This is a genomic window from Aeromonas sp. QDB56 (assembly GCF_027705505.1).
Taxonomy (GTDB): Bacteria; Pseudomonadota; Gammaproteobacteria; order Enterobacterales; family Aeromonadaceae; genus Aeromonas; species Aeromonas caviae.
In genome coordinates, this window is the sequence record NZ_JAPDBZ010000027.1 from 1 (window position 1) to 22,279 (window position 22,279).

20 protein-coding genes, 1 pseudogene and 1 riboswitch are annotated in these 22,279 nt (G+C 61.0%); of the genes and pseudogenes, 10 read left to right on the plus strand and 11 right to left on the minus strand.

Annotated elements, in window-relative coordinates:
• Window positions 1-151 precede the first annotated feature (151 nt).
• The gene (locus OKB81_RS06550) at window positions 152-739 is read right to left on the minus strand and encodes a superinfection exclusion B family protein (protein WP_041213974.1); all 588 of its coding nucleotides are present in this window, start codon (window positions 737-739) and stop codon (window positions 152-154) included.
• 190 nt (window positions 740-929) lie between these two features.
• A riboswitch (yybP-ykoY riboswitch) is annotated at window positions 930-1,037 on the plus strand.
• An 88-nt stretch (window positions 1,038-1,125) separates the two neighbouring features.
• Here OKB81_RS06550 and OKB81_RS06555 point away from each other — a divergent pair.
• Window positions 1,126-2,112: a sodium:calcium antiporter gene (locus OKB81_RS06555; RefSeq protein WP_160836686.1), complete on the plus strand. Its 987-nt coding sequence runs from the start codon at window positions 1,126-1,128 to the stop codon at window positions 2,110-2,112.
• A 94-nt stretch (window positions 2,113-2,206) separates the two neighbouring features.
• Here the strand turns inward: OKB81_RS06555 and ansB are convergent, their stop codons facing one another.
• The 3 genes from ansB to OKB81_RS06570 form a co-directional block, all read right to left on the minus strand.
• Complete coding sequence (gene ansB / locus OKB81_RS06560) at window positions 2,207-3,187, minus strand: L-asparaginase 2 (protein ID WP_160836688.1); 981 nt, start codon at window positions 3,185-3,187, stop codon at window positions 2,207-2,209.
• A gap of 129 nt (window positions 3,188-3,316) precedes the next feature.
• The gene (locus OKB81_RS06565; protein ID WP_160837507.1) at window positions 3,317-3,511 is read right to left on the minus strand and encodes a heavy-metal-associated domain-containing protein; all 195 of its coding nucleotides are present in this window, start codon (window positions 3,509-3,511) and stop codon (window positions 3,317-3,319) included.
• Between the two features lie 111 nt (window positions 3,512-3,622).
• Window positions 3,623-4,573 (minus strand): AEC family transporter, encoded by a 951-nt coding sequence (locus tag OKB81_RS06570; protein WP_160837509.1) that lies wholly within the window; start codon window positions 4,571-4,573, stop codon window positions 3,623-3,625.
• A 134-nt stretch (window positions 4,574-4,707) separates the two neighbouring features.
• Here OKB81_RS06570 and treR point away from each other — a divergent pair, with 134 nt between their 5' ends.
• The 4 genes from treR to OKB81_RS06590 all read left to right on the plus strand — a co-directional run bounded on the left by treR (window position 4,708) and on the right by OKB81_RS06590 (window position 9,645).
• Entirely contained in the window at window positions 4,708-5,655 is a 948-nt protein-coding gene (treR, locus tag OKB81_RS06575) for a trehalose operon repressor TreR (RefSeq protein ID WP_160837511.1), read from the plus strand.
• A gap of 186 nt (window positions 5,656-5,841) precedes the next feature.
• Window positions 5,842-7,272 (plus strand): PTS trehalose transporter subunit IIBC, encoded by a 1,431-nt coding sequence (gene treB / locus OKB81_RS06580; protein ID WP_039039721.1) that lies wholly within the window; start codon window positions 5,842-5,844, stop codon window positions 7,270-7,272.
• Between the two features lie 88 nt (window positions 7,273-7,360).
• Window positions 7,361-9,025: an alpha,alpha-phosphotrehalase gene (gene treC, locus OKB81_RS06585; RefSeq protein WP_160837513.1), complete on the plus strand. Its 1,665-nt coding sequence runs from the start codon at window positions 7,361-7,363 to the stop codon at window positions 9,023-9,025.
• Window positions 9,025-9,645, plus strand: a complete 621-nt coding sequence (locus OKB81_RS06590; protein WP_029314833.1) for a sugar O-acetyltransferase — start codon at window positions 9,025-9,027, stop codon at window positions 9,643-9,645. Before treC ends, OKB81_RS06590 begins: the two co-directional genes overlap by 1 nt.
• 87 nt (window positions 9,646-9,732) lie before the next feature.
• Here the strand turns inward: OKB81_RS06590 and OKB81_RS06595 are convergent, their stop codons facing one another.
• Complete coding sequence (locus OKB81_RS06595) at window positions 9,733-10,191, minus strand: Lrp/AsnC family transcriptional regulator (protein WP_039039724.1); 459 nt, start codon at window positions 10,189-10,191, stop codon at window positions 9,733-9,735.
• Window positions 10,192-10,296: 105 nt separating this feature from the next.
• Between OKB81_RS06595 and OKB81_RS06600 the strand changes: the two genes are divergently transcribed.
• A complete protein-coding gene (locus OKB81_RS06600) occupies window positions 10,297-11,163 on the plus strand; it encodes an EamA family transporter (protein ID WP_160837515.1) in 867 nt (288 codons plus the stop codon).
• A gap of 53 nt (window positions 11,164-11,216) precedes the next feature.
• Here OKB81_RS06600 and OKB81_RS06605 read toward each other — a convergent pair whose 3' ends face one another.
• Window positions 11,217-12,710, minus strand: coding sequence for a histidine-type phosphatase (locus tag OKB81_RS06605; protein WP_270662556.1), 1,494 nt, complete (start codon window positions 12,708-12,710; stop codon window positions 11,217-11,219).
• A gap of 383 nt (window positions 12,711-13,093) precedes the next feature.
• Here OKB81_RS06605 and OKB81_RS06610 point away from each other — a divergent pair, with 383 nt between their 5' ends.
• Window positions 13,094-13,426: a hypothetical protein gene (locus OKB81_RS06610; protein ID WP_160837519.1), complete on the plus strand. Its 333-nt coding sequence runs from the start codon at window positions 13,094-13,096 to the stop codon at window positions 13,424-13,426.
• A 114-nt stretch (window positions 13,427-13,540) separates the two neighbouring features.
• On the opposite strand, the gene OKB81_RS06615 is transcribed toward OKB81_RS06610, so the two are convergent.
• The 3 genes and pseudogenes from OKB81_RS06615 to OKB81_RS06625 form a co-directional block, all read right to left on the minus strand.
• Window positions 13,541-14,140, minus strand: a complete 600-nt coding sequence (locus OKB81_RS06615) for a Yip1 family protein (RefSeq protein ID WP_029314835.1) — start codon at window positions 14,138-14,140, stop codon at window positions 13,541-13,543.
• Between the two features lie 237 nt (window positions 14,141-14,377).
• Window positions 14,378-15,721: pseudogene (locus tag OKB81_RS06620) on the minus strand (potassium channel family protein).
• A 225-nt stretch (window positions 15,722-15,946) separates the two neighbouring features.
• Window positions 15,947-16,528 carry a YjaG family protein gene (locus OKB81_RS06625; protein ID WP_042864483.1) on the minus strand — a complete coding sequence of 194 codons (582 nt, stop codon included), beginning with the start codon at window positions 16,526-16,528 and terminating at the stop codon, window positions 15,947-15,949.
• 161 nt (window positions 16,529-16,689) lie between these two features.
• On the opposite strand from OKB81_RS06625, the gene OKB81_RS06630 reads away from it, so the two are divergent.
• Window positions 16,690-17,634, plus strand: a complete 945-nt coding sequence (locus OKB81_RS06630; protein WP_043152907.1) for a D-2-hydroxyacid dehydrogenase — start codon at window positions 16,690-16,692, stop codon at window positions 17,632-17,634.
• Between the two features lie 63 nt (window positions 17,635-17,697).
• On the opposite strand, the gene mepM is transcribed toward OKB81_RS06630, so the two are convergent.
• Window positions 17,698-19,035, minus strand: coding sequence for a murein DD-endopeptidase MepM (gene mepM, locus OKB81_RS06635; protein ID WP_160837521.1), 1,338 nt, complete (start codon window positions 19,033-19,035; stop codon window positions 17,698-17,700).
• Window positions 19,036-19,305: 270 nt separating this feature from the next.
• Here mepM and OKB81_RS06640 point away from each other — a divergent pair, with 270 nt between their 5' ends.
• The gene (locus tag OKB81_RS06640) at window positions 19,306-20,607 is read left to right on the plus strand and encodes a LapD/MoxY N-terminal periplasmic domain-containing protein (protein WP_160837523.1); all 1,302 of its coding nucleotides are present in this window, start codon (window positions 19,306-19,308) and stop codon (window positions 20,605-20,607) included.
• The gene (locus OKB81_RS06645) at window positions 20,604-21,545 is read left to right on the plus strand and encodes a TAXI family TRAP transporter solute-binding subunit (RefSeq protein ID WP_042014953.1); all 942 of its coding nucleotides are present in this window, start codon (window positions 20,604-20,606) and stop codon (window positions 21,543-21,545) included. Before OKB81_RS06640 ends, OKB81_RS06645 begins: the two co-directional genes overlap by 4 nt.
• Here OKB81_RS06645 and OKB81_RS06650 read toward each other — a convergent pair.
• Window positions 21,540-22,214, minus strand: coding sequence for a transglutaminase-like cysteine peptidase (locus tag OKB81_RS06650; protein ID WP_104455202.1), 675 nt, complete (start codon window positions 22,212-22,214; stop codon window positions 21,540-21,542). The genes OKB81_RS06645 and OKB81_RS06650 overlap by 6 nt on opposite strands.
• Between the last annotated feature and the right edge of the window lie 65 nt (window positions 22,215-22,279).

The following is a 22,279-nucleotide window of genomic DNA, read 5'->3' on the forward strand; positions in this document are numbered from 1 at the left end:
GGCAGAGAAAATCCAAGCAAAACAACACGTTAGACGGTATTATTAATTCGCTTGCCGCTTAAGGTTCTGTACATGAGAACCGAATAAGCAACGCCAGACAGCAAAGAGCCGGAACAGATGTCCGGCTCTTTTCTTTCATGGGGGGAGAAGGTCAGCGCTGGAGGCTTTTCTGCGCGAATTTGGGCCTGGCATTCATGATCTGCTCCACCTGCTCGTCGCTCATCTTGCCCCGCGACAGTCCCAGAACCTTGTAGGTCAGCAGAGGGCGCGCCGGCAGGGCGATCATCAGGGCACGGATCTGGTTCTCGTCCTCCTTCTCTCGCGCCGGCTTGCCGTAGGCGTAGGTGAGCACGCCGGCATCCATCAGGTTTTTGACGGCGGGTTCGGTGATCGGCAGGTTTATGACGCTTTTCCGTTGCAGTACGAACTCCCGCAGCACCGCCTTCTCGTTGAAGTCGAGGAAGCCAATCATCTGGGCCAGTTGATCCTGCTGGCGGCGGGACTGCCACTCGTCACAGGCCCACTCCCAGGCGATCAGGAAGCCCTGACTGCAGAAATAGGAGATGGCGATCAACATGCCGACCCCAAGCCAGGCCGCATGAGCCGTGGCCCACTGGCTCACGGCGCCTTTCATCAATCCGGCCGGAAACAGCAGGATGATGCTGCAGCAGAGCAGCAGCCAGACCATCAGCCAGTTGAGGCGATTAAGCTGGTAAAAATGTTGGATCCACCGTTTCATCGTTCACCCTTCCCAAGTCAATGTGGACAGTAGCCAACTCATAGCAATCGCTGTGCCAGCACAAGGATCCCCGTAAAAAGATCAGGATCCCGGACGGGAGAGTCGAGGGGTTGTCACATCCTTTTACAACTTGTCGCGCGGATCATCCCCTGTTGGCCTTGCCCCTCACCGAGCCACTTGGTAAAAAGCCCGCACTGTCACTGGGGAGTAGCAACCCGCCCGAAATCCGGGCAGGGCCCATGTCAACACTCTTGGATCCACAGATCCATGGCATGGGCGGCGATAGCACCTATCGTCCTGCAAGACCTTTGGCCTCGATATGCACGCCAGCCGGGCGAGCCGTATCGGGTCCATCGGTTGTTCTGCTCGCCTGGCGGTTACTCATCATGCTGATCACCCTGCTGTTATTTCTGATCTCTGCCATCACCATCTATCTGACCTGCGAATACTTCGTCAACGGCATCGAATGGACCGGCCATCATTTCAAACTGTCCCAAAGTGCAACCGGTTCTCTGCTGGCTGCCCTCGGCACGGCCCTGCCCGAATGCATCGTCACCCTGACCGCGCTGCTGATGGGGGATGCCCCCGCCCAGCAGCTGATAGGCATAGGTGCGGCCCTCGGCGGCCCGCTGGTGCTGGCTACCATAGGCTATGCTGCCGTCGGCGTGACCCTGCTGCTGTGCATGAGCCGGGAGCACAGAGCCATCAATGGCGAGGTGCAGCGGGAGATAGGCCGCGATCAGGCCTGGTTTGCCGGCATCTTCCTGTTGGCCGTGCTGCTTGGCATGGTGGCCTTCACCGGTAAAACCTGGCTGGCCCCCCTGTTCGTGCTGATGTACCTCCTCTATGTGCGACGTGAGCTGAAACAGACCGACAGCCACGATGCGGAATTGCCCTCCCCCCTCAAGCTGGATCCGCACGCCAGGATCCCGGCGCTCGGCAAGGTGCTGCTGCAAACCCTGGTGGCGCTCGGTGTGGTGGCGCTGGCGGCCCAGCTGTTCGTTCACCAGCTGGAGAACATGGGCGAGCTGTTCGGCCTCTCGCCGGTAGTGGCCGCCCTGTTGCTGAGCCCGGTGGCCACCGAAATGCCCGAGCTGATGAACGTGCTCATCTGGGTGCGGCAGGGCAAACACCGGCTGGCACTGGCCAATATCTCGGGGGCCATGATGATCCAGGGCACCATTCCCAAGGCGTTCTGCCTGCTGTTCACCCCCTGGCTGCTGGATAGCACCATGATGGCCTCCTCCCTGGTGACGCTGCTGGCAGTCGCGCTGCTGTGGAGGGGGTTCAGTCGGGAGCGGATGACGGCGGGCAGGCTCGCCCTGGTGGGGCTGGTTTACCTGAGTTTCTGCGGCTGGCTGATGATGAGCTGAGGGCCGGCCTCTGCCTCTGGCGCAACAAGAAAGGGCAGGATCCCATCCTGCCCTTCATCTCACGGGGTAGTGTCAATCAGACCGAGCCGAGGTCTTAGAACTGCTGGAACCAGCGCTGGATCTGGGCCGGATCCTTGCTCTGGGTCAGGGCGAGCATCAGCAGCACCCGCGCTTTCTGCGGGTTGAGGGTCTCGGCGGCGACGAAGCCGTACTTGCTCGCCTTGGCCAGGGTGTCGAACAGGGTGTGGTAGAGGTTGCCGTTGCCCACCCCGGCACTGACGATGCCGTCAAACTTGGCATCCACCAGGGCCTTGGCCGGCAGGTCCGAGGCGTTGGCGTAGCTGTAGACGATGCCGACCTGGGGCAACTTGTCGAGCTTGCTCACGTCGAACGGGGTCTTGCTGGTGTGCTGGCGGGCCGGGCTGCGCTGGTAGTCGATCTTGCCGTTGTGGATGTAGCCGAGCGGGCCGAAGTTGGGGGAGGCGAAGGTCTGCACTCCTGTGGTGTTGGTCTTGGTGACGTCGCGGGCATCCAGCACGGTGTCGTTCATCGCCACCATGACGCCACGCCCCTTGGAGGCGGGGTCAGAGGCAGTCACCACGGCGTTGTAGAGGTTCATGGGGCCGTCGGCGCTCATGGCGGTGGAGGGGCGCATGGCGCCCACCAGCACCACCGGCTTGTCGCTCTTGACGGTCAGATTGAGGAAGTAGGCGGTCTCCTCCATGGTGTCGGTGCCGTGGGTGATGACGATGCCGTCCACGTCATCCCTGGCCAGCAGCGCGTTGACCCGCTTGGCGAGCGTGAGCCACACCTCGTCGTTCATGTCCTGGGAGCCGATCTTGACCACCTGCTCACCCTGCACGTCGGCCACGTTTTTCATCTCGGGCACGGCGGCGATCAGCGTCTCGATGGCCACCTTGCCGGCCTCGTAGTTGGACTGTGTGGCAGACTGGCCCGCCCCGGCGATGGTGCCGCCGGTGGCTAGAATGTGCACGCTGGGCAGCGCCATGGCCATGGGGGAGAAGGTCAGGCCGAGTACGGCGGCGATCAGGGTCTTGCGAATGGGAAGGGTCATGCTGCAATCCTTTTGGATGAGGGAATTGCAGCATTTTTATTCTTTTTAAATGGGATTTAAGTGATCATTCCCACCAATAAAAAGAAGTAAACAGAATATTAGTCTGATTTATACCAATTAAGTGATAATTCACTCTGCCTGAAAGCCTCTCGCCTCGATCAGGGCGATCAACTCGGCTTTGCTCAGCTCGCTCTCGATGACGGCCTTGCGGCTGGCAAAGTCGACCGTGGCGGTGCGAACTGACGGCTGAGCCATCAGGGCCTTTTGCAGGCTGGCAGCGCAACCGCCGCAGGACATGCCGGTAACGGTGAGTTCGATGGTCATGGGCTCTCTCCTCTGTCGATGTGACATCAGCCTAAAGCTGCCGCCTCCGGCAAGGTCAAGGGTGAATGCCGATCCCGTCAACCCCGGGTCGTGCATCATGGCGGCGCCCCATCACCCCATCAGTCCCAGGTAGTTCATCAGGGCGGCCCCCAGGCTGGTGGTGACGAGCGAGCCCAGGGTGGTGGTGGCGATGATGTTGGCCGCGAGGGCACTGTCACCGCCCATGGCGCGGGTCATCACATAGCTGGCGGCGGCGGTGGGGGTTGAGCTGATGAGAAACAGGATGCCGAGGGCCTGCGGGCTGAAGCCGAGCGCCCAGGCCCCCAGCACCAGCAGCACGGGGATGCAGCACAACCGGTTGACCATGGCCCAGCCGGTCAGCATGGCGCCGCCGCGCAGGGCCTTGAGGTTGAGGCTGGCGCCGGTGCACAGCAGGGCCAGCGGCAGGGTCATGTTGGCGAAATAGTTGCCCGTGGTGATGACCAGCTGGGGCAGTTCGATGCCGAGCAGACCGAAGGGCAGGGCCGCCAGAATGGCGATGATGAGGGGGTTTTTGACGATCCCCTTGAGTATGGGGGCGAGCCCCTTTCCGCCCCCCAGGCTGCGGGTCAGGGTGATCACAGCGAGCACGTTGTAGAGCACTGTGATGGAGCCCACCAGCAGGGCGGCGGCCCCTATCCCCTCCGGGCCGTAGGCGTTTTGCACATAGGCCAGCCCCATGATCCCCATGTTGCCGCGAAAGCTGCCCTGCACGAAGATGCCCCGCAATTTCTGCTCGCTGATGAAACGGGCCGCCAGCACCTCCAGCACCAGGAAACCGGCGAGGGTACCGAGAAGGCCATAGAGGATGAGCCAGGGGCTCGGCATGGTGGAAAAATCGGTACGCACCATGCTCAGGAACAAGAGAGCTGGCAGGGTGACCTGGAACACCAGACGGGAGGCGGACTCGACGAAGCTGTCGGGCAAGAGACCCAGCCGCTTGAGCCAGATGCCGAGTACCAGCACCAGACAGATGGGGCCCGTGATGGAGAGAGAGAAGTGCAGACTTGCCAACAGATACATGATGCGCGTCCTGTGCAACGGCGAAGAAAGTCGCCTGGGAAAGGGCATTCTAACGCCATGGGCTTGTATTCACAGGAGTTAATCACAACAATGTCTGCATCCCGATTGTCGCCCTCCCCTGTCACGGATCCCCCATGGAAAAGAAACTGACCATCCTCGATATCGCTCGCCTCAGCGGGGTCGGCAAGTCGACCGTCTCCCGGGTGCTCAATCAGGATCCCAAGGTCAATGCCCAGACCAGGGCCAGGGTCGAATCGGTGATCGCCCAGCACGGTTTCGTCCCGAGCAAATCGGCGCGGGCCATGCGCAGCCAGAGCCAGCAGGTGGTCGGCATCGTGGTGTCGCGCCTCGACTCCAGCTCCGAGAACCAGGCGGTGCGCGGCATGCTGGAGACCCTCTACCAGCGTGGCTACGACGCTGTGCTGATGGAGAGCAAGTTCTCCCCCGCCAAGGTGAGCGAGCACCTGGCGGTGCTGGAGCGGCGCGGGGTGGACGGCATCATCCTGTTTGCCTTCAACGATCTGGACTATGCCGCCATGGCGTCGCTCAGGGAGAAACTGGTGCTGATGGCCCGCGAGCGCCCCGGCTTCTCGTCGGTCTGCTTCGACGATGACGGGGCGGTGCGCGCCGTGCTCGCCCACCTCGGGGAGCGTGGCCTGACCGAGGTCGCCTATCTCGGGGTGGAGCGCAGCGATCTCACCACTGGGCTGCGTCGGCATCAGGCTTACCTCGACTACTGTCGGGAACAGGGGCGCACGCCCCGCAGCGCCCTCGGGGATCTCGGTCTGCAAAGCGGCTATCGGCTCGCGGCCGAGCTGCTCACCCCCACCACCCAGGCCATGGTCTGCGCCAGCGACACCCTGGCCATCGGCGCCGCCAAATACCTGCAGGAGCAGGGTCGCACCGACATCCTGGTGAGCGGCCTTGGCAGCAATCCCATGCTGACTTTCCTCTTTGCCAACACCCTCAGCCTGGATTTCGGCTACAAGGACGCCGGCATCCTGGCCGCCAGACAGCTGCTCGACCAGATTGAAGAGGGGCAGCCCCCCAGAGCAACCATCGCCCCCTGTCAGCCCCTGTAGTCTATCTTTTCCTCCATTCCCGGCGTTTTGCGCTTTTTGTGACCAGCGCCACGAATTGGGAACGTTCCCATTGCCGATGCCAACCACTGGCTTAATGCTGATTGGGAACGATACCAATAAACGGGCGGTCCTTGGCCAGCCGGTAAAGACACGACCATTATTCATGGAGTCACAGAGGGAAGGCTCATGTCAAAAGTCAACACACAGCATCTGGCGCAGCTGATCGAGCGGATCGGCGGCAAAGAGAACATCACCACTGTCAGCCACTGCCTGACCCGGCTCAGGTTCGTGCTGGCCGATCCGGCCAAGGCCGACCCCAAGGCCATCGAGACCATCCCTTCGGTGAAGGGAAGCTTCACCCAGGGCGGCCAGTTCCAGGTGGTGATCGGCAACGAGGTGGATCAGTGGTACAAGGCGCTCACCCAGGAGATCGGCGTGAGCGGTGGCAGCAAGGAGGCCGCCAAGCAGGCCGCCCGCCACAACATGAACCCGTTGGAGCGCGGCATCTCCCACCTGGCCGAGATCTTCGTCCCCCTGCTGCCCGCCATCATCACCGGTGGTTTGATCCTGGGCTTTCGCAACGTCATCGGCGACATCAAGATGTTCGACGACGGCACCCACACCCTCACCGAGATCAGCCAGTTCTGGGCCCAGGTGCACGCCTTCCTCTGGCTGCTGGGTGAAGCCATCTTCCACTTCCTGCCGGTGGGTGTCTGCTGGTCTGCGGTGAAGAAGATGGGCGGCTCCGAGATCCTCGGCATCGTGCTGGGTATCACGCTGGTGTCGCCGCAACTGATGAACGCCTATGGCATCGGCCAGCAGACCCCGGAAGTGTGGGACTTCGGCCTCTTCGTCATCCAGAAGGTGGGGTATCAGGCCCAGGTCATTCCGGCCCTGCTGGCGGGTGTCTTCCTCGCCTGGGTGGAGACCAGCCTCAAGCGCATCATCCCGGCCTATCTCTACCTGGTGATTGTGCCCTTCATCTCCCTGCTGCTGGCGGTGATCGTGGCACACGCCCTGATCGGTCCGTTCGGCCGCTGGATTGGTGACGGCGTCGGCTTTGCCGCCAAGGCGGCCATGACGGGTTCGTTTGCCCCCATCGGCGCCGCCCTGTTCGGCTTCCTCTATGCGCCCCTGGTCATCACCGGCATCCACCACACCACCAACGCGGTGGACCTGCAACTGATGCAGAGCATGGGCGGCACCCCCATCTGGCCGCTGATCGCCCTCTCCAACATCGCCCAGGCGTCTGCGGTCGTCGGCATCATCCTGATCAGCCGCAAGGAGAACGAGCGGGAGATCTCGGTCCCGGCCGCCATCTCCGCCTATCTCGGGGTGACCGAGCCGGCCATGTACGGCATCAACCTCAAGTACAAGTTCCCCATGCTGTGCGCCATGGTGGGCTCAAGCTGTGCGGCTCTCATCTGCGGCTTCGCCGGGGTGATGGCCAACGGCATCGGGGTGGGCGGCCTGCCGGGCATCCTCTCCATCCAGCCGCAATACTGGGGCATCTACGCCATCGCCATGCTGGTGGCCATCGTGGTCCCCGCCCTGCTGACCCTGCTGGTCTACAAGCGCCAGCAGGCTGCCGGCAAGCTGGATCTGGCCACGGCCTGATCCACACAACCTCGGCGGAGCCCTGGCTCCGCCCTTTATCGTTGCCCTGTTCCAACTAATCCGGTTTCAACCAATGAGCGAACCAACCATGACACAGACACCCTGGTGGCAAAGCGCCGTGATTTACCAGATCTACCCCAAGAGCTTTCAGGATTCCGGCGCCCGTGGCACCGGTGATCTCAAGGGGATCATGGCCCGCCTCGACTACCTCAAGACCCTCGGCGTCGATGCCCTCTGGCTGACCCCGGTCTACGTCTCCCCCCAGGTGGACAACGGCTACGACATCGCCGATTACCTCAACATAGATCCCGCCTACGGCACCATGACCGACTTCGAGGCCCTGCTGGGCGCCGCCCATGCGCGCGGCATCCGCATCGTGATGGACATAGTGGTGAATCACACCTCCACCGAGCACGCCTGGTTCAAGTCGGCGCTGGGGGATAAAAACAGCCCCTATCGCGACTACTACATCTGGCGCGATCCGGTGGATGGCGGCGTGCCCAACAACTGGCAATCCAAGTTTGGTGGCAGCGCCTGGGAGCTGGATGAGCCCACCGGCCAGTACTACCTGCATCTGTTTGCCCGCGAGCAGGCGGATCTCAACTGGGAAAATCCGGCGGTGCGTGCCGAGGTGAAAAACATCATCCACTTCTGGGCCAAGAAGGGGGTGGACGGTTTCCGCCTCGACGTTATCAACCTCATCTCCAAGAATCAGGCGTTCCCTGACGACGAGGTGGGGGATGGCCGCCGCTTCTACACCGACGGGCCGCGCATCCACGAATTTTTGCAGGATGTGAGCCGCGACGTCTTCGCCCCCGTGGGGGCCATGACGGTGGGCGAGATGTCTTCCACCAGCCTGGAACACTGCCAGCGCTATGGCGCGCTGGATGGTTCCGAGCTCTCCATGGTGTTCAACTTCCATCACCTCAAGGTGGATTACCCGGGCGGCGACAAGTGGACCAAGGCCCCGTTCGATTTCCTCGAACTCAAGCGCATCTTCAACCACTGGCAGAGCGGTATGCATGGCAAGGGGTGGTCGGCGCTCTTCTGGTGCAACCACGATCAGCCGCGCATCGTCTCCCGTTTCGGCGATGAGGGCGAGCATAGGGTGGTCGCCGCCAAAATGCTGGCCAGCACGCTGCACGGCCTGCAAGGCACCCCCTACATCTATCAGGGGGAGGAGATCGGCATGACCAACCCCGGCTATCAGCACATCGACGACTATCAGGATGTGGAGAGCCGCAACATCTTCGCCATCAAGCAGGCTGAAGGGATGAGCGAGGCCGAGATCCTCGCCATTCTCGGCGCCAAGTCCCGGGACAACTCGCGCACCCCGATGCAGTGGAGTGCCGCCCCCAACGCCGGTTTCACCAGCGGGATGCCCTGGCTCAAGCCAGCCGCCAACTACCCCGAGATCAACGCCGAGGCGGCGCTCGCCGACCAGCACTCGGTGTTCTGGTACTATCGGGATCTCATCGCCCTTCGCAAGGCGCACCCCATCTTCACTCAGGGGGATTATCAGGAGCTGCTGACCGGGCACCCGCAGATCTGGGCCTATGCCCGCCGCGCCCACGGTCAGACCCTGCTGGTGGTGAGCAACTTCTACGGCGAGCCGGTGGAGTTTGCCTTGCCTGCCGAGCTGCAAAGCGGGGAGGGGCGACTGCTGCTTGGCAACTACCCGGATAGCCCGGCCCGCCCGCAATCCTGCAAGCTGCGCCCTTACGAATCCCTGATCTGGCTGATGGAGCAGTGATGACTGACGCAACAACAGTGCAGCGGCCCGCCGTGCGTGGCCCCGAGTGGCAAAAGATGGTGGCGGGAGCGCCCTATGATGCAGGGGACCCCGAACTGCGGGCTGCGCGGGAGCAGTGCCGCGCCCTGCTGGGAGAACTGAACCGGGAGCGAACCGATGCCCCTGGCTGGGATGAGCGCCTCACCCGCCTGCTGGGTGGCCGCGCAGAACGCTGTTTCATCACGCCCCCCTTCTTCTGCGACTATGGCGCCAACATCTTTGTCGGCGAGAATTTCTACGCCAATTTCAACTGCACCATCCTGGATGTGTGCGAGGTACACATAGGCGACAACGTGCTGCTGGCCCCCGGAGTGCAGATCTACACCGCTACCCACCCGGTGGCGGTAGCGCCGCGCATCAAGGGGGTGGAGTTCGGCAAGCCGGTGCGTATCGGCAACAACGTCTGGATTGGGGGCAGCGTCGTCATCTGCCCGGGCGTCACCATAGGGGACAACAGCGTCATCGGGGCGGGGTCCGTTGTCACCAGAGACATTCCGGCAGGCGTGGTGGCGGTCGGCAATCCCTGCCGGGTCTTGCGCCCCATGACGGCAGAGGAGCTGGCGCCCGGAGAACCTGGCTGACACAGAAGGGGCAGGCCGTACCTGCCCCTGTTCGTTTCCCTGACGGCGCTCCCGCAATGCCGGCAAGGCTTCGGCGCAACCCCCTCTTTACCCGGGCAGCAGGGCGCCGCAACGCTTGTGCTGTCCCATGACCACCAGAGTCTTGAAACTGCGTACCTGATCCCTGGCATGGAGCACCCGACGGGTGAACTGCTCGTAACTTTGCATGTCCCTGGCGGCCACTTGCAGCACGAAGTCCTGCTCCCCCGTCACATACCAGAGATCCATCACCTCGGGTTCCCGCTGCAGGCTGGCGATCATCTCATCGACGATGCGGCCATGATCCCGCTCCAGGGTCACCAGCACCAGCATGGTGATGGGCCAGCCCATGGTGGACGGTGCCACCAGCGCCACTTCCCGCTCGATGAGACCGGACTCCCGCAAGGCGCGGACGCGGCGGTAGCAGGCTGGGGCGGAAAGACCGACCCTGTGGGCCAGCTCCGGCGTGGGCAGACGGGCATCCTGTTGCAGCTCGGCGAGGATGAGCAGATCAAATTTGTCGGTCATGGGGTTCATTAGATAAAAATTATCGCACAAGGCCAGTATTAGACCGGTTTTACCCAAGTCTCCAGATATATTTTACTGCCCATCGTCCTGCTCGGTATCAATACCATGCAACCCAATCCCAATACCCTCTCCTCTCTTCTGGCCGTCCTGCTCGCCATGCTGTCGATCACCCTCGGCGCCTCCCTGGCCAAATCCCTGTTTCCCCTGCTCGGAGCCGCAGGCACGACCCTGTTCCGGCTGGGGTGCGCCGCCCTCCTTCTCTCCCTGGTGTTTCGCATCTGGCGTGTCCCCCTCGACCGACGCACCCTGCTGGGCGCCATCCCCTACGGCCTGTCGCTTGGGGCCATGAACCTGCTCTTCTATCTGGCCATCGCACGCATTCCCCTCGGCGTAGCCCTGGCCATCGAGTTCATCGGCCCCCTGACGGTGGCCCTGCTCTCCTCACGCCACCGGGCAGACTTCATCTGGCTGATACTGGCCATCGCCGGGCTGCTGCTGCTCTTGCCCCTGCGGGCAACACAGCAGGCCATCGATCCCCTGGGTGCAGCACTGGCTCTCGGGGCTGGCCTCTTCTGGGGGCTCTATATGCTCACCGGAAAGCGGGCAGGAGCCTTGCTGGGCGCACAGGCTCCGGCGCTGGGCATGTGGGTGGGCACCCTGCTGGTATTGCCCTTCGGGCTGGAGGGTGCGATCGAGGCGTCATTCACCGTCCCCGTGATCCTCACCATCATCGGGGTGGGGCTGCTCTCGAGCGCCATCCCCTACTCTCTCGAGATGTTTGCCCTACGCCGCCTTCCCCTCAAGAGCTACGGCATTCTCACCAGCGGTGAACCGGCCATGGGAGCCTTGATGGGACTGGTATGGCTGGGCGAACAATTGCCCCCGTCCCAATGGCTCGGGATAACCGCCATCATCGCCGCCTCCATGGGCACCACCTGGCAGGCGGGTCGTCGACAAGCCGGCTCCGCCTGAACCAAAAAAAATCGGGGCCGGCGATGACCGGCCCCGGGGATGGCACGAGAGCGTCAGGACGAGTAGTCGTAACAGCGTTTGAGCTCGCCGAAGTCATAGAAGAAGCTGCCCACCGCAATGGGGGCGCAACCTGCCTTGAAGGCGAGCTCCTTCTCGTTGTAAAGCATCTTCACCAGCACCCGGCCGGCCTCGTTGCGGTAGACATCCCACTGGATGTTGGCCGCATAGGGAGAGACCCAGCCGCCACGCCATTCGTTGTTTTCCTGGCTCATCAACACGCCGGGCTGGGCGCTCTGGCGGCTCCCTGCCAGCTTCATCAGGGCCGCCAGCGGGATCAGGGTCTCCGCATGGGCAAAGCGCAGCTTGGCGACATGCTCGCCCGCCTCTTCCACCACCTGGGTCTGTACCTCGTTGAAGAGGCCGTCAAGCAGGGGCTGGGCCACGGCGTAGGTGGCGCTCTGGCTGGCAAGACTCGGTCCTTTCTCGTAGAAGTCCTCGGCATCGGAAAGGTAGGAGAACCAGGCAGACTCCTCTGGCGTGATGAACTGCTCGAGATCCCAGGACCCGCCTTGTGCCTGCGCCTCCCGGATCATCCCCGGGCCGATGATGAAGAGGTTGTAGAGCATGAGGGCGGCGTCCACCTCGTCGCGCACATGGGTCTTGCCGCCGTCTTCCGGGTTCACCGCCACATAATCCACCCCGGCGGCCAGCTCGTCGACGAAGGCCTTGCTGTAGAGACGCTCGAGCATCTCGCGGGCCATCACCCGGGTCCTGGGCAGGGCCTTGAGCGCATCGAGGGCCTCGGTCAGCTCGGGAGCGGGAGCCACCCCGTTGTCTTCGTCCCCGACAAAGGCCTGATAGGCCTGGAAGGTGGGCAGATACCGGGTGTACTCCCCCTGCGGCTCGGTCTTGTGGAAGTAGAGCTCGAACTTGTTGCGCAGCCCCTTGTCGATCTCGGAAGGGTTCTCCTGGCTGACGTAACAGTCGGGGCTGTCCGTCACCAGAGAGACCCGTTTGGCCAGGCTCTGCATGAAGAAGTAGGCGCTTTCGTTGGCGCGATCCTTGCCCGATGTCTCGACCTTGAGGCAGAGGGGAGTCGATTCAGTGGTCAGCAGGGTGGGCAGCCGTTCGGCGAGCCGGGTCGCCAGGTTGGCGTGCTCCTCCTTGCCGAGCGCACTCAGCAGGCCATAGCCGAGGGTCTGGTTGGCGGCCGTGACGGCGTCCACCTTGGCGCCGAGCCGTTGGCCCAGCTCGGTCAAGGCCCCCTGTCTCGCGGCCTCCTCCCACACCAGCTTGGTCAGCACATCGTATTTGGGGCTGGACAGCGAGCGGGAGCCATGGCGTGCCACCAGTTCAGTGAAGACGGGACTAAAGCCTTCAGGGGCCACCTCATAGCTGTTCATTGCCTGACGGGCGGCATAGACCGCCTTGGTGCTGTATTGATAGTCGCCGACGGCAGGCGAGGAGGAGTCGTTGCCCGAATGGCAGCCGCTCAGCAGGGTGGCCGCCACGCAGGCGGCAAGGGAAGAGACGCGAAACATAGTCATCCTTGAACCAGTGTGAAAATGAAGCCGCACAGTACGCACCGGATGTGACAATCCGGTGTCAGGTCTGGGACATGCACCTCTCTCCTGAAGGGTGACTCCCCTCCAACCGGCCTGCTTCCTCCCCACAAAACATCATTCATATTTTTTGAACGTGTAGGCCAGTTTATCTCGCTAACAATGACCGGGTGAGGCGCTTAATATTCACACATCGCTTAGGCAGGAGCGCCAAGCCGCAAAACAACTGGTCGTTCATGGCAGTCCCCCATACATATGGGCGACAAACATCCGTGACAAAACAACACACCATTTGAATGACCTCTTGCAAGGATGCATTGATGCAGGCCTGTCAGGCCTTGCCAATGACATAAAAACCAAGAGAGTGAATGAACATGAAAAACGTGATCAAGATGCTGGCCGTTGCAGGCCTGATGAGTGCCGGTGTTGCCCAGGCTTCCGTCCCCGCCGACTTCAATGCCACCCCGGGTGTGCTGTTCGTGAACTGGCATGCTGGCGCCGCCATGGCCGGCAAGGCCAACCCCATGCTGGAGGTGCGCGATGAATCCGGTGATCTGGTGGCCTCCGTCCACGCCAACCTGATGGGTACCCAACAGGTACAGATCCCGAGCCGCGCCCAGGGCAACCTGACCGTCAGCCTCGGCGATCAGAGCAGCGATTACCGCATCCCGTTCGGCATCGGCAGCGGCAATCCCCGCTGATCAACGCAGACGACTTCCCTCCCGGGTCTGGCAAAGACACGCCGACCAGGCGAGAGATCAACGACAAGGGCGCCATCAAGGCGCCCTTGTCGTCGTTGCCGTCGGCACGCACGGCTACTGGGTGAAGACGGGACCGAAGCCGGATCCCCACAGGATGGCCGTGGCAGCCAGCACGCAGACCAGCAGCACCAGGCCGACCGTCACCACTGAGCTGGCGTAGATGAATCCCTGCTCCTTGGTGATGTGCATCAGGATGGGTACGCCGATATAGAGCAGGTAGACGGAATAGGTCAGCCCGACCAAACCGATGAGCATCACGAACCAGAGATGCGGGAAGAAAGCGGAGAAGCCCACCATGAAGAGTGGCGTGGAGGTGTAGGCCGCCAGCTCCAGCGAGGTCGTGTAGCTGGGATCCGAGCCGAAGGTATGCCCCATCCAGTGCACCAGATAGGAGAGTGCCAGCACGCCGATGATAAGGGTCACGTACATGGCGACCGACAGCTTGAATGCGCTGTTGGCGGTCAGGGTGATGGGATCGCCGACCCCGATGCTCCAGCCGATGTGAACGGCGGAATAGTAGGCGCAGATGGGAGGGATAAGGGCCACGAGCAGGATGTGGGTCAGACTGTTTCTGAAGCTGTCGTGCCGCTCGTCTATGGTATGCCATTCGGTGTGGGGATGGGCATACAATCCCCATAAGTGATTCAATATCATAGCGTTATTCCTTCTCTACATCGGTGGTTGGCGGATCGATACCGGGCTTTCTCCTCTGATTGCGTCATGTCCGGGCGCTGGTGGCTCCATCGCTTGCCATGGCATGCGATGACTTTAAATAAAGTCGCTCCACCGCCGCTGCGTCAAGCAGAGTCGCCGGGCCAGCCGGGAGGGATGGGAAGACAGCAGGAGGGCACCGGAAGCGGGCACTGATGGCACCCGCCGCCGGCGCTCCCGTCAATACTGCTTGGTTTTCGAGGCAAAACCCGCGAGGAAGAGACCTGTCAGGAACATGCCGCAGAAGGCTTCGATGGCCGACAGCAGTTGCAGCGGCGAGGAGGTCTGGGAGATGTCCCCATAACCCAGGGTCACGAAGGTGACGATGCTGAAATAGAGAGAGCGCCCCAGATGGCCGTGGGTTGCAGACTCCGGCGCCAGGAAATAGGTCAGGGTCGCCAGCAGGATCACCCCCATCGACATCAACAGGCTTCTGATGGGACGCTCCCCAAACCCCCAGGTGATGAAGCTGATGAACTTGCCCGCGCACTTGAGATAGCACAACAGGGAGAGCCAGCACTTCGTCATCGGACCGCTTCGCAACCAGCGCTCCCGGAACAGCTCCCGCGGGCTCGCCAGGGACTTCATCTCGTGCAGCTTCTCCTTGTAGTAACACTCGCCGGCATCGACGGTGTCACCCACGCTGGAGAAGAGGCGCTTGGCATTGCGATAGAGTTTGCTCGCCTCGTTGTGGTCGATCCGCCCATTGTCGTTGTAGACCACCTCCACCTTGTCCAGGTTGGTGTGCTCCATGGTGGCATCGAAGTTCTTGGCGCTGACGCTGAAGTTTTTCAGCACCGCCCGGGAGGAGTGGAAGCGGATCTCCTCGCACTCTATGGTGAAGTCCTGAAAGACCCCGTCCTCCAGCGCCAGCTCCCGTTTCTTGGCCCAGGCCCTGTGGTCCCACAGCAGAGAGTCGAACAGATCGAGCCCGATCACCCCGCCATTGACCCTGACCCCCTTGGCCGAGCAGTGCCACAGATAAACCTTGGAGTTGTTGACGGCCCCATCCAGCGAGAGCTCGTCCAGGCAGGTGAAATCGAGCAACCGGCCGGAGATGATGGGGCTTTTGAGGGTAACACCGCCGATGTTGAGCAAACGATGCTTGCCCAGCACCTGGGCCTCCCCCTTGTTGTTCTCCGAGACCGAAAGCAGGCTTTGCACCCGTTTCACCTCGTCATTGCCATGTTTTCCCGCCAGCCACATGCTGTAAGGCTCGAAACGGGTCTCCGAGCGGATGAGGCCGCTCTTGCGCAGGGATTCCAGTGCACTCGAGGCGCTCTCATACAGGCGGACCTTGTCGTCGCTCATGTAGACACAAAGGCTCAGCACGCAGCGGGAGCTGATGAAGCGGGCGATGCCGATCTGGAAGATCACGCTTTTTTCTATCTTCTGCTCCGCCATCCAGTCGTCGAAATGGGGCAGCGACGCCACCAGCAGCGCCCAGATACGGGGATAATCGTTCTCACGCCGTCACTCGTTGAATTGCTCGGGGGAAAGCAGCCAAAGCTCTGTTGCATTCATAGATGACCTCAGTAATGGAGTTGTTCTCGTCGGTGATTCTCTGTCAAGTGCAACCAATAGAAGCGAGCTTACAACAGCAACGAATGGCCCCTAAGAATCAGGAGAAAAAAAGTTAACCATTTGAAAAAAATGCATAAATGCTTTCTCACACACCAAAAAATGAACGCTCAGAGATAAAAAAAACTCCCGACCGGGAGCTTTTTCTATGGGCAGTACGCGATGGCGTTACGCCTCCAGGCTGATGCCGATGTTGGAGACGCCGTCCTGGGCCGCGAAGGCGCGGATGGCAAGGATGCGATCGCTGTCCCGTTCATGGGCCACCCGTTTGAGCAGTTCGACCTGGAACTCCAGCTCGGCCTCCATGTACTCGTGCTCATAGAGCTCCTCATCGCTGAGATCCCGCTCTTCCAGCATCTCTATGAAGCCGGCGACCGTGCCGACAGACGCATGGCTGGCGTCGTTGGCCTCTTCCCCCACCCGGCAGATCACCGAGTTGTAGGCACAACCCAGCGCCACGCAGGCGTCCAGTGCCGGATAGGCGCCGTAGGATTCAAACTTGCGGGGATCGGGAATGTAGACTTCAAACGCTTCCAGAATGGCACCAAGATTGACGCGGGATCCCTTGACCGTCAGGTAGTTCCACATCTGATCCAGCGCGTGACGGAATGCCCTCGCATCCCCGAAACCGGAGGCCTGGGTAAAGAGCACATAGTTGGGGTACATGCGCTCTGCCAGCGCCAGGGTATAGACGGTTTGCTGCCAGGGCTGCAGCTCGGCCAGTCGCTTATAAAACTTGTCACCAAACACTGGAGTCGGATCCTTTGCAAAATGTGGGGCAGATTGTAGCCCACGAGGGCCCCGTCTAAAAATGAAAAAGCGCCCTGCTCGACTATCTTGCCCGATCAACTGGGGTAAGATGGAGACAGCATCCCTCTCGCCTTGCCATAAACACGATAAGGAACAAGAGTATGAGCCAACGTACCCTGCTGCTGTTGAGTCAGGACAACAGCCACTATGAACGCCTGCTCAAGGCGGCCCATCTTCCCCATCTGCACATTCTTCGGGCCGACAATCAGGCCGAGGCCGAACAGCTTATCGGTGACGCTCATATCCTGATGGCCGAGCCTGCCCGGGCCAAGCCGCTGCTGGCCAAGGCCGGCAAGCTCAGCTGGCTCCAGTCCACTTATGCCGGGGTCGACGTACTGCTGGACGCCAGTTGCCGCCGCGACTACCTGCTCACCAATGTCCGCGGCATCTTCGGCCCCTTGATGAGCGAGTATGTGTTCGGCCATCTGCTCAGCCTGACCCGCCAGTTGCCACTCTATCGCGAGCAGCAGCAACAGGGCGTCTGGCAGAGCCATCCCTATCAGGGCTTGAAGGGAAAGACGCTGCTGCTGCTCGGCACCGGCAGCATAGGGCAGCATATCGCCCACACCGGCAAACATTTTGGCATGAGGGTGCTCGGCATCAGCCACAGTGGCCGTGAGCGTGCCGGGTTCGATCAGGTGTACCAATTGCCGGCACTCAACAAGATGCTGGCCCAGGCCGATGTCATCGTCAGCGTGCTGCCCGCCACCCGCGAGACACGCCATCTCTTCACCGCCGAACGCTTCGGCCACTGCAAACCGGGCGCCATCTTCTTCAACGTCGGCAGGGGCAATGCCGTCCATGAGGGGGATCTGCTGGCGGCACTGCAAGCCGGCAAGCCCGCCATGGCGGTGCTCGATGTGTTCGAGCAGGAACCCCTGCCCGCTGACAGCCCGCTCTGGCACCAGCCCAATCTCATCGTGACGCCCCACAACAGCGCCTACAGCTTCCCGGAAGATGTGGCCCAGATCTTCATCCGCAACTACATCCGCTTCATCGATGGTCAGCAGCTGGACGGCAGGATCGACTTTGACAAGGGTTATTGAAGCCGTTCTGCAATGAAAAGGCCCCGCCAGTTTGCGGGGCCTTTTTCGTCAGGAGGGAGCCGTTCAGCCCGCCTCCATCTCTTTGCGGTAGCTCTTCACCTTGGCGAGGAACTGACGCTTGTCCTTACCGGAGAGCGGCTCCGCCATCGGCAGCTTGATCTTCATGGGATCCACCGGGCGGTTGTTGATGCGCACCTCGTAGTGCAGGTGAGCACCGGTGGAGCGGCCCGTGTTGCCGGAGAGGGCAATCTTGTCACCCATCTTCACCTTCTGACCCGGCTTGACCAGCAGCTTGCTCAGGTGCAGATAACGGGTCATCAGGGTACGGCCGTGCTTGATCACAATATAGGTGCCTGCCAGCGGGTGGCTGGTTGCCTTGAGGACCACACCATCACCGGTCGCCATGATGGGCGTGCCTACCGGCAGGGCAAAGTCGGTCCCCTCATGGGGCCGGACCTGCCCGGTAATGGGATGACGGCGATTCGGGTTGAAACTGGAGCTGACCCGGTAACGGCTATGAGTCGGATAACGGCGGAAGCCGCGCTCCAGGCTGTTTGCCTGACCGTCATAATAGTTGCCATCTTCCGACAACCAGGCTGACACGGCCTTGCCCTGGCTGAACACCTCGACCCCCAGCAACTGGGTATTGCCCGTACTCTTACCGTCGACCGTCTCCTGACGGACCAGCACCTTGAACTTGTCACCTTTTTTCAAATCCTTGGCGAAGTTGAGGCGCCACTGGAACAGGTTGGCAATCTTCTGGATGTAGTTGGCCGGGATACCGGCATTGCGGGCGCTGACGTAGAAGCTGCCGTTGATGACACCGTCATAGCTCTTCTGCTGCCACTCTACCTCTTCATTGAGCATGTTGGCGCTATAGGTGTCGTCGGTACGCTCCAGCACCAGGGTCTGCTTGATGTTCAGGCGGATCTTCAACTGCTGCAGAATGTTGTCCTGATCGATCAGCAACTCGATGGTCTGACCGGGTTTGAGACGCGCCAGGTTGTTCTTGGCATCCGCATCCAGCACCTTGTAGAGGGTGGTGGTGGACAGCCCCAGGTTGTTGAAGATGGTGGTCAGGTTCTCGCCATTGCGAACCCGGTAATCTTGCCATTGAGGCGTGGCATCCGCCGGGATGTCGTCTTCGGGAGCGGCTGACTCGACCAGCTCGTGATCCGGAATGTCGTTGAAGTCGGTGTTGTCTTCGTTGGTTGCGGTGCCCGTGGTGGCGATCGGCAACTCCAGACGCAGTGGCCGCTCCAGGATGTCACCGGGAGCTGGCAATACGGCTACCGCTGACAGCGTCATGGCCGTGAGCAATAGCATGGCATAGAAATGCTTGCGGGGAACCGGGGGTTCCCAATTGGCAGCCTGGGCTACCAAGGGACGGAGACGTTTCATCCGCTATCCTGTTATTAGATCTAAGGGTGGTGGTTGTGGGTCTGTTTTTATGAGTTTTTATTATGAAAACCGAATATCTGGCTTTTAGACCTAAATACTTACAAAAAGTTCATAGCTCCATGCACGAAACTCACATTTTATGCATAACCTTCCAGCATGGGCAGAAATGATCGTCATTTTCAGCCATTTTTTTCTATTTTTAAGAACCAAGTCCGGTTGTGGTGCTCTCCGGCCCAGAAAATGTTGCAAAAACATCTCCATGGAGTGGGTATGTCATTGGCAAAATTGTTAAATGTAATCATCCTAATCCTCTTCACCATCGGCGCCGCGCTGCTGCTCGTGCTGGAGATCACGACGGTACGACAGTCTATTCTCGACCAGATGTCGGCCAACCTTGAAACCGCCATCACCGCACTGGGGCTGGTGCTGCAGGGCACTCTGCTCAACGATGACAAGGTCCTTGCCGAGACCATAGTGAACGCCATGTTCGACGGAGGCTTCGTCAACTCCGTCGTTCTGCTGGATCCGGATGGCCAGGTGCTGTTCCAGAAGGTGTTCCACACCGCACAGCAAAATGTTCCAGGCTGGCTCCCCTCAGTTATCGACATGCCACCGGTCAAGATTGAGCAGGAGTTGACCGACGGCTGGCGCATTCTCGGTACCCTCACGCTCGAGGGACACAAGGGTTACGCCTACCAGCATCTGTGGAACGCCATCAGTCGTACCGGACTTGCGCTGCTCGCCGGCCTGCTGGTGTTCAGCCTGGTGATCACCTGGGTGTGCCGCCGCCTGCTGCGCCCCCTCGAACAGATCAGTCTGCAACTGGCCCGGATCCGCAAACGCCAGTTCAGCGGCAACCTGCCAACCCCGTGGCTTCGCGAATTGCAGGAAGTCGTTGTCTCCATCAACCAGCTGGTCTCTGAACGCAAGCGGGACCTGCTGCAACAGCGGCTCAAGATCACCCAGCTTGGCAAGCACGACGCTCTCCCGACCCACCAGAAGCTCGTTGGGCTGGTCGACACCGATGGCAACACCTATCAGCAGCATTTCTTCTCCACTCAGGGGAGTATCAGGCTCTACAGCCGCCTGCTACCCAAGCCCCCCCCCACCACGGACAGTTCGCCGGATGAAATTCGGGGGCTGCTCAACAACTGGCTGACCCAGAAGGCGGAAGGGCTCCAGCTGCCTCTCAGCCTGCTCGGCCACCCAGACTGGGCGCAGTTTGCCCCCGTGCTGACCAGCGCTCGTGGCAAGACGCTGGACTGGCGCTGGGATCTGGCGATCTTCCCCCCCCTGGCCGAGGAACGACTGACCGCACTCCAGTCCCAGGGGATTGAGCTGGCATTCAGCAACATCCCGATGAACAACGACAATCTGGCCAGGCTCGACCCCATCAGACCCGTCTTCATCAGTTGCCAGCTCACCCAGTCCCCCCTTTATTGGAACCTGCTCTCCCAATGCCTCCATGCTTCCGGCTACACCTTGCTGGCGGAAGCCGGCGACGTAAGCGATGTGGACATGCTGCGCAGTTGGGGCATCGATGGTTATGCCACTCAGGAGAATGCATCATGAGGATCCCGCTGCTGCTGCTCGCCCTGCTGTGGCAACCGACCCTGCACGCGACCACCATGACCATAGGCACAGGGGGGGAGCAAGGCATCTATTACCAGGTCATCAAGGAGTTCTGCAGACTGGCCAAAAAAAGTGACCCCACGATGCCCTGCAAACTACAGGCCAGCTCCGGGTCCATCGAAAATCTCCGCCAGCTGAAAACGGGAGAGGTACCCTATGCGCTCGTCCAGTCCGACTGGCTCTATCAGGCCAGCCAGGGCACCGGGCCTTTCGCTGCCCAGCCACAACCCGAGCTGAGGGCGCTCTTTGCCACCCACGCCGAACCTTTCACCATAGTGGTGCGAGCCGATGGGGATATCACCACCCTGGAGCAGCTCAAGCTGGCCCCCATCGACATGGGCCTGAAGAGTTCAGGGACTCGTCAAACGGCATTGGCCCTGTTCAATGTTCTGGGCGCAAAGGAGCAGGATCTCGATTTGAAGAGCGTCGCCAATCTCTCCGAAGCGTTGTGCAATAAACAGATCGATGCCTATGGCCTTGTCATGGGTCATCCCAACCGCATCGTGCTGGACACCGCCAAGCGCTGCGCCGTGCGCTTCCTGGCGATCGAGGGGCCCGTAAGGGACCAGCTGCTCAAAGGGGTCAGGTATTACCAGCGCAGCCAGGTGCCGGCACGCATCTACCCGGGCAACCTCAAGGCAACCCCCACCTTCGCCATCGCCGCCACCCTGGTGACCAATGCCGCCACTCCCGATGACGAGGTCTATCGGCTGACCCGGGCCATGCTGAGCCAGCAAACCAGTTTCAACGAACAGACCTATGGCTATGCGAACCTGTTTCACAAGGCGCGCAACAAAATAGGCCCGGTGCTGAGTGTCGAACAGCATCCGGGCGCGGGAAAATATTTCGAGGAGTTGAAGGCGGCGGGCAAGTTATAGCTGGCGACGGGGGGAGCGCAGATGCTCGCTGGAGAACCGGCTCTGCATCGAGGTCCACTGGGCCAGGCGATCGGCACTCCCCGCCAGGGTTCCCTCGCGGCGGGATTTCATGATCCAGATGCTTTTGGCATCGAAACTGTAAACCGGCTGCAGATCATTGCGCTTGCTCCCCGGCAGGATGCGGCCATTGATGTTGTCCAGCACCAGGGGATCTGACTTGATGGTCGGGAAGTACAACGTCACCATGTGGAACTGGTTGTAACGAATTGCCTTCACATAGGCCAGCCGCAGCTTCTTCTCGTCGACCCCCAGCTCCATCAGGGTGTAGTACTTGGCGATGCTGTAGTCCTCGCAATCCCCCCCTCTCGCCCCGATGAACTCCAGCGGATTGGCCCAATAATCATCATCCCCCCACAGTCTGGGATCCTCGCTGTAGGTCAGGTTGTTGAAGTAGTTGTTCACCAGCTCCAGCTTCTGCTGGTCCGTCGTTCCGGCCCTTGGCGTCAGCAGACGAGAGAAGGCCTCGGACCGCTGGATCGCTCTGGCGCCATAGACCGCCTGCATTTTTGCCCTGAGTTCCGGGCTGGCGATGTGTTCGGAAAGACCGGATGCCTGTATGCCGGATCCCAGCAGGGTCAGCGTGCAGGCAGAGATGAGCAACCATTTCATGACTGACACTCCATATCAGATGCTGGAGGTCAGTATAGTTGGCCGCGCCGCCTCTATCGTCAATG

What these genes read in the sequence shown, in the direction of transcription:
- OKB81_RS06550 (WP_041213974.1), bottom strand. Translation starts at nt 739, where the DNA reads ATGAAACGGTGGATCCAACATTTTTACCAGCTTAATCGCCTCAACTGG.
- OKB81_RS06555 (WP_160836686.1), top strand. Translation starts at nt 1,126, where the DNA reads ATGCTGATCACCCTGCTGTTATTTCTGATCTCTGCCATCACCATCTAT.
- OKB81_RS06565 (WP_160837507.1), bottom strand. Translation starts at nt 3,511, where the DNA reads ATGACCATCGAACTCACCGTTACCGGCATGTCCTGCGGCGGTTGCGCT.
- OKB81_RS06645 (WP_042014953.1), top strand. Translation starts at nt 20,604, where the DNA reads ATGAGGATCCCGCTGCTGCTGCTCGCCCTGCTGTGGCAACCGACCCTG.
- mepM (WP_160837521.1), bottom strand. Translation starts at nt 19,035, where the DNA reads ATGAAACGTCTCCGTCCCTTGGTAGCCCAGGCTGCCAATTGGGAACCC.
- OKB81_RS06630 (WP_043152907.1), top strand. Translation starts at nt 16,690, where the DNA reads ATGAGCCAACGTACCCTGCTGCTGTTGAGTCAGGACAACAGCCACTAT.
- OKB81_RS06600 (WP_160837515.1), top strand. Translation starts at nt 10,297, where the DNA reads ATGCAACCCAATCCCAATACCCTCTCCTCTCTTCTGGCCGTCCTGCTC.
- OKB81_RS06570 (WP_160837509.1), bottom strand. Translation starts at nt 4,573, where the DNA reads ATGTATCTGTTGGCAAGTCTGCACTTCTCTCTCTCCATCACGGGCCCC.
- OKB81_RS06640 (WP_160837523.1), top strand. Translation starts at nt 19,306, where the DNA reads ATGTCATTGGCAAAATTGTTAAATGTAATCATCCTAATCCTCTTCACC.
- OKB81_RS06615 (WP_029314835.1), bottom strand. Translation starts at nt 14,140, where the DNA reads ATGATATTGAATCACTTATGGGGATTGTATGCCCATCCCCACACCGAA.
- treR (WP_160837511.1), top strand. Translation starts at nt 4,708, where the DNA reads ATGGAAAAGAAACTGACCATCCTCGATATCGCTCGCCTCAGCGGGGTC.
- ansB (WP_160836688.1), bottom strand. Translation starts at nt 3,187, where the DNA reads ATGACCCTTCCCATTCGCAAGACCCTGATCGCCGCCGTACTCGGCCTG.
- OKB81_RS06610 (WP_160837519.1), top strand. Translation starts at nt 13,094, where the DNA reads ATGAACATGAAAAACGTGATCAAGATGCTGGCCGTTGCAGGCCTGATG.
- OKB81_RS06650 (WP_104455202.1), bottom strand. Translation starts at nt 22,214, where the DNA reads ATGAAATGGTTGCTCATCTCTGCCTGCACGCTGACCCTGCTGGGATCC.
- treB (WP_039039721.1), top strand. Translation starts at nt 5,842, where the DNA reads ATGTCAAAAGTCAACACACAGCATCTGGCGCAGCTGATCGAGCGGATC.
- OKB81_RS06595 (WP_039039724.1), bottom strand. Translation starts at nt 10,191, where the DNA reads ATGACCGACAAATTTGATCTGCTCATCCTCGCCGAGCTGCAACAGGAT.
- OKB81_RS06605 (WP_270662556.1), bottom strand. Translation starts at nt 12,710, where the DNA reads ATGACTATGTTTCGCGTCTCTTCCCTTGCCGCCTGCGTGGCGGCCACC.
- OKB81_RS06590 (WP_029314833.1), top strand. Translation starts at nt 9,025, where the DNA reads ATGACTGACGCAACAACAGTGCAGCGGCCCGCCGTGCGTGGCCCCGAG.
- treC (WP_160837513.1), top strand. Translation starts at nt 7,361, where the DNA reads ATGACACAGACACCCTGGTGGCAAAGCGCCGTGATTTACCAGATCTAC.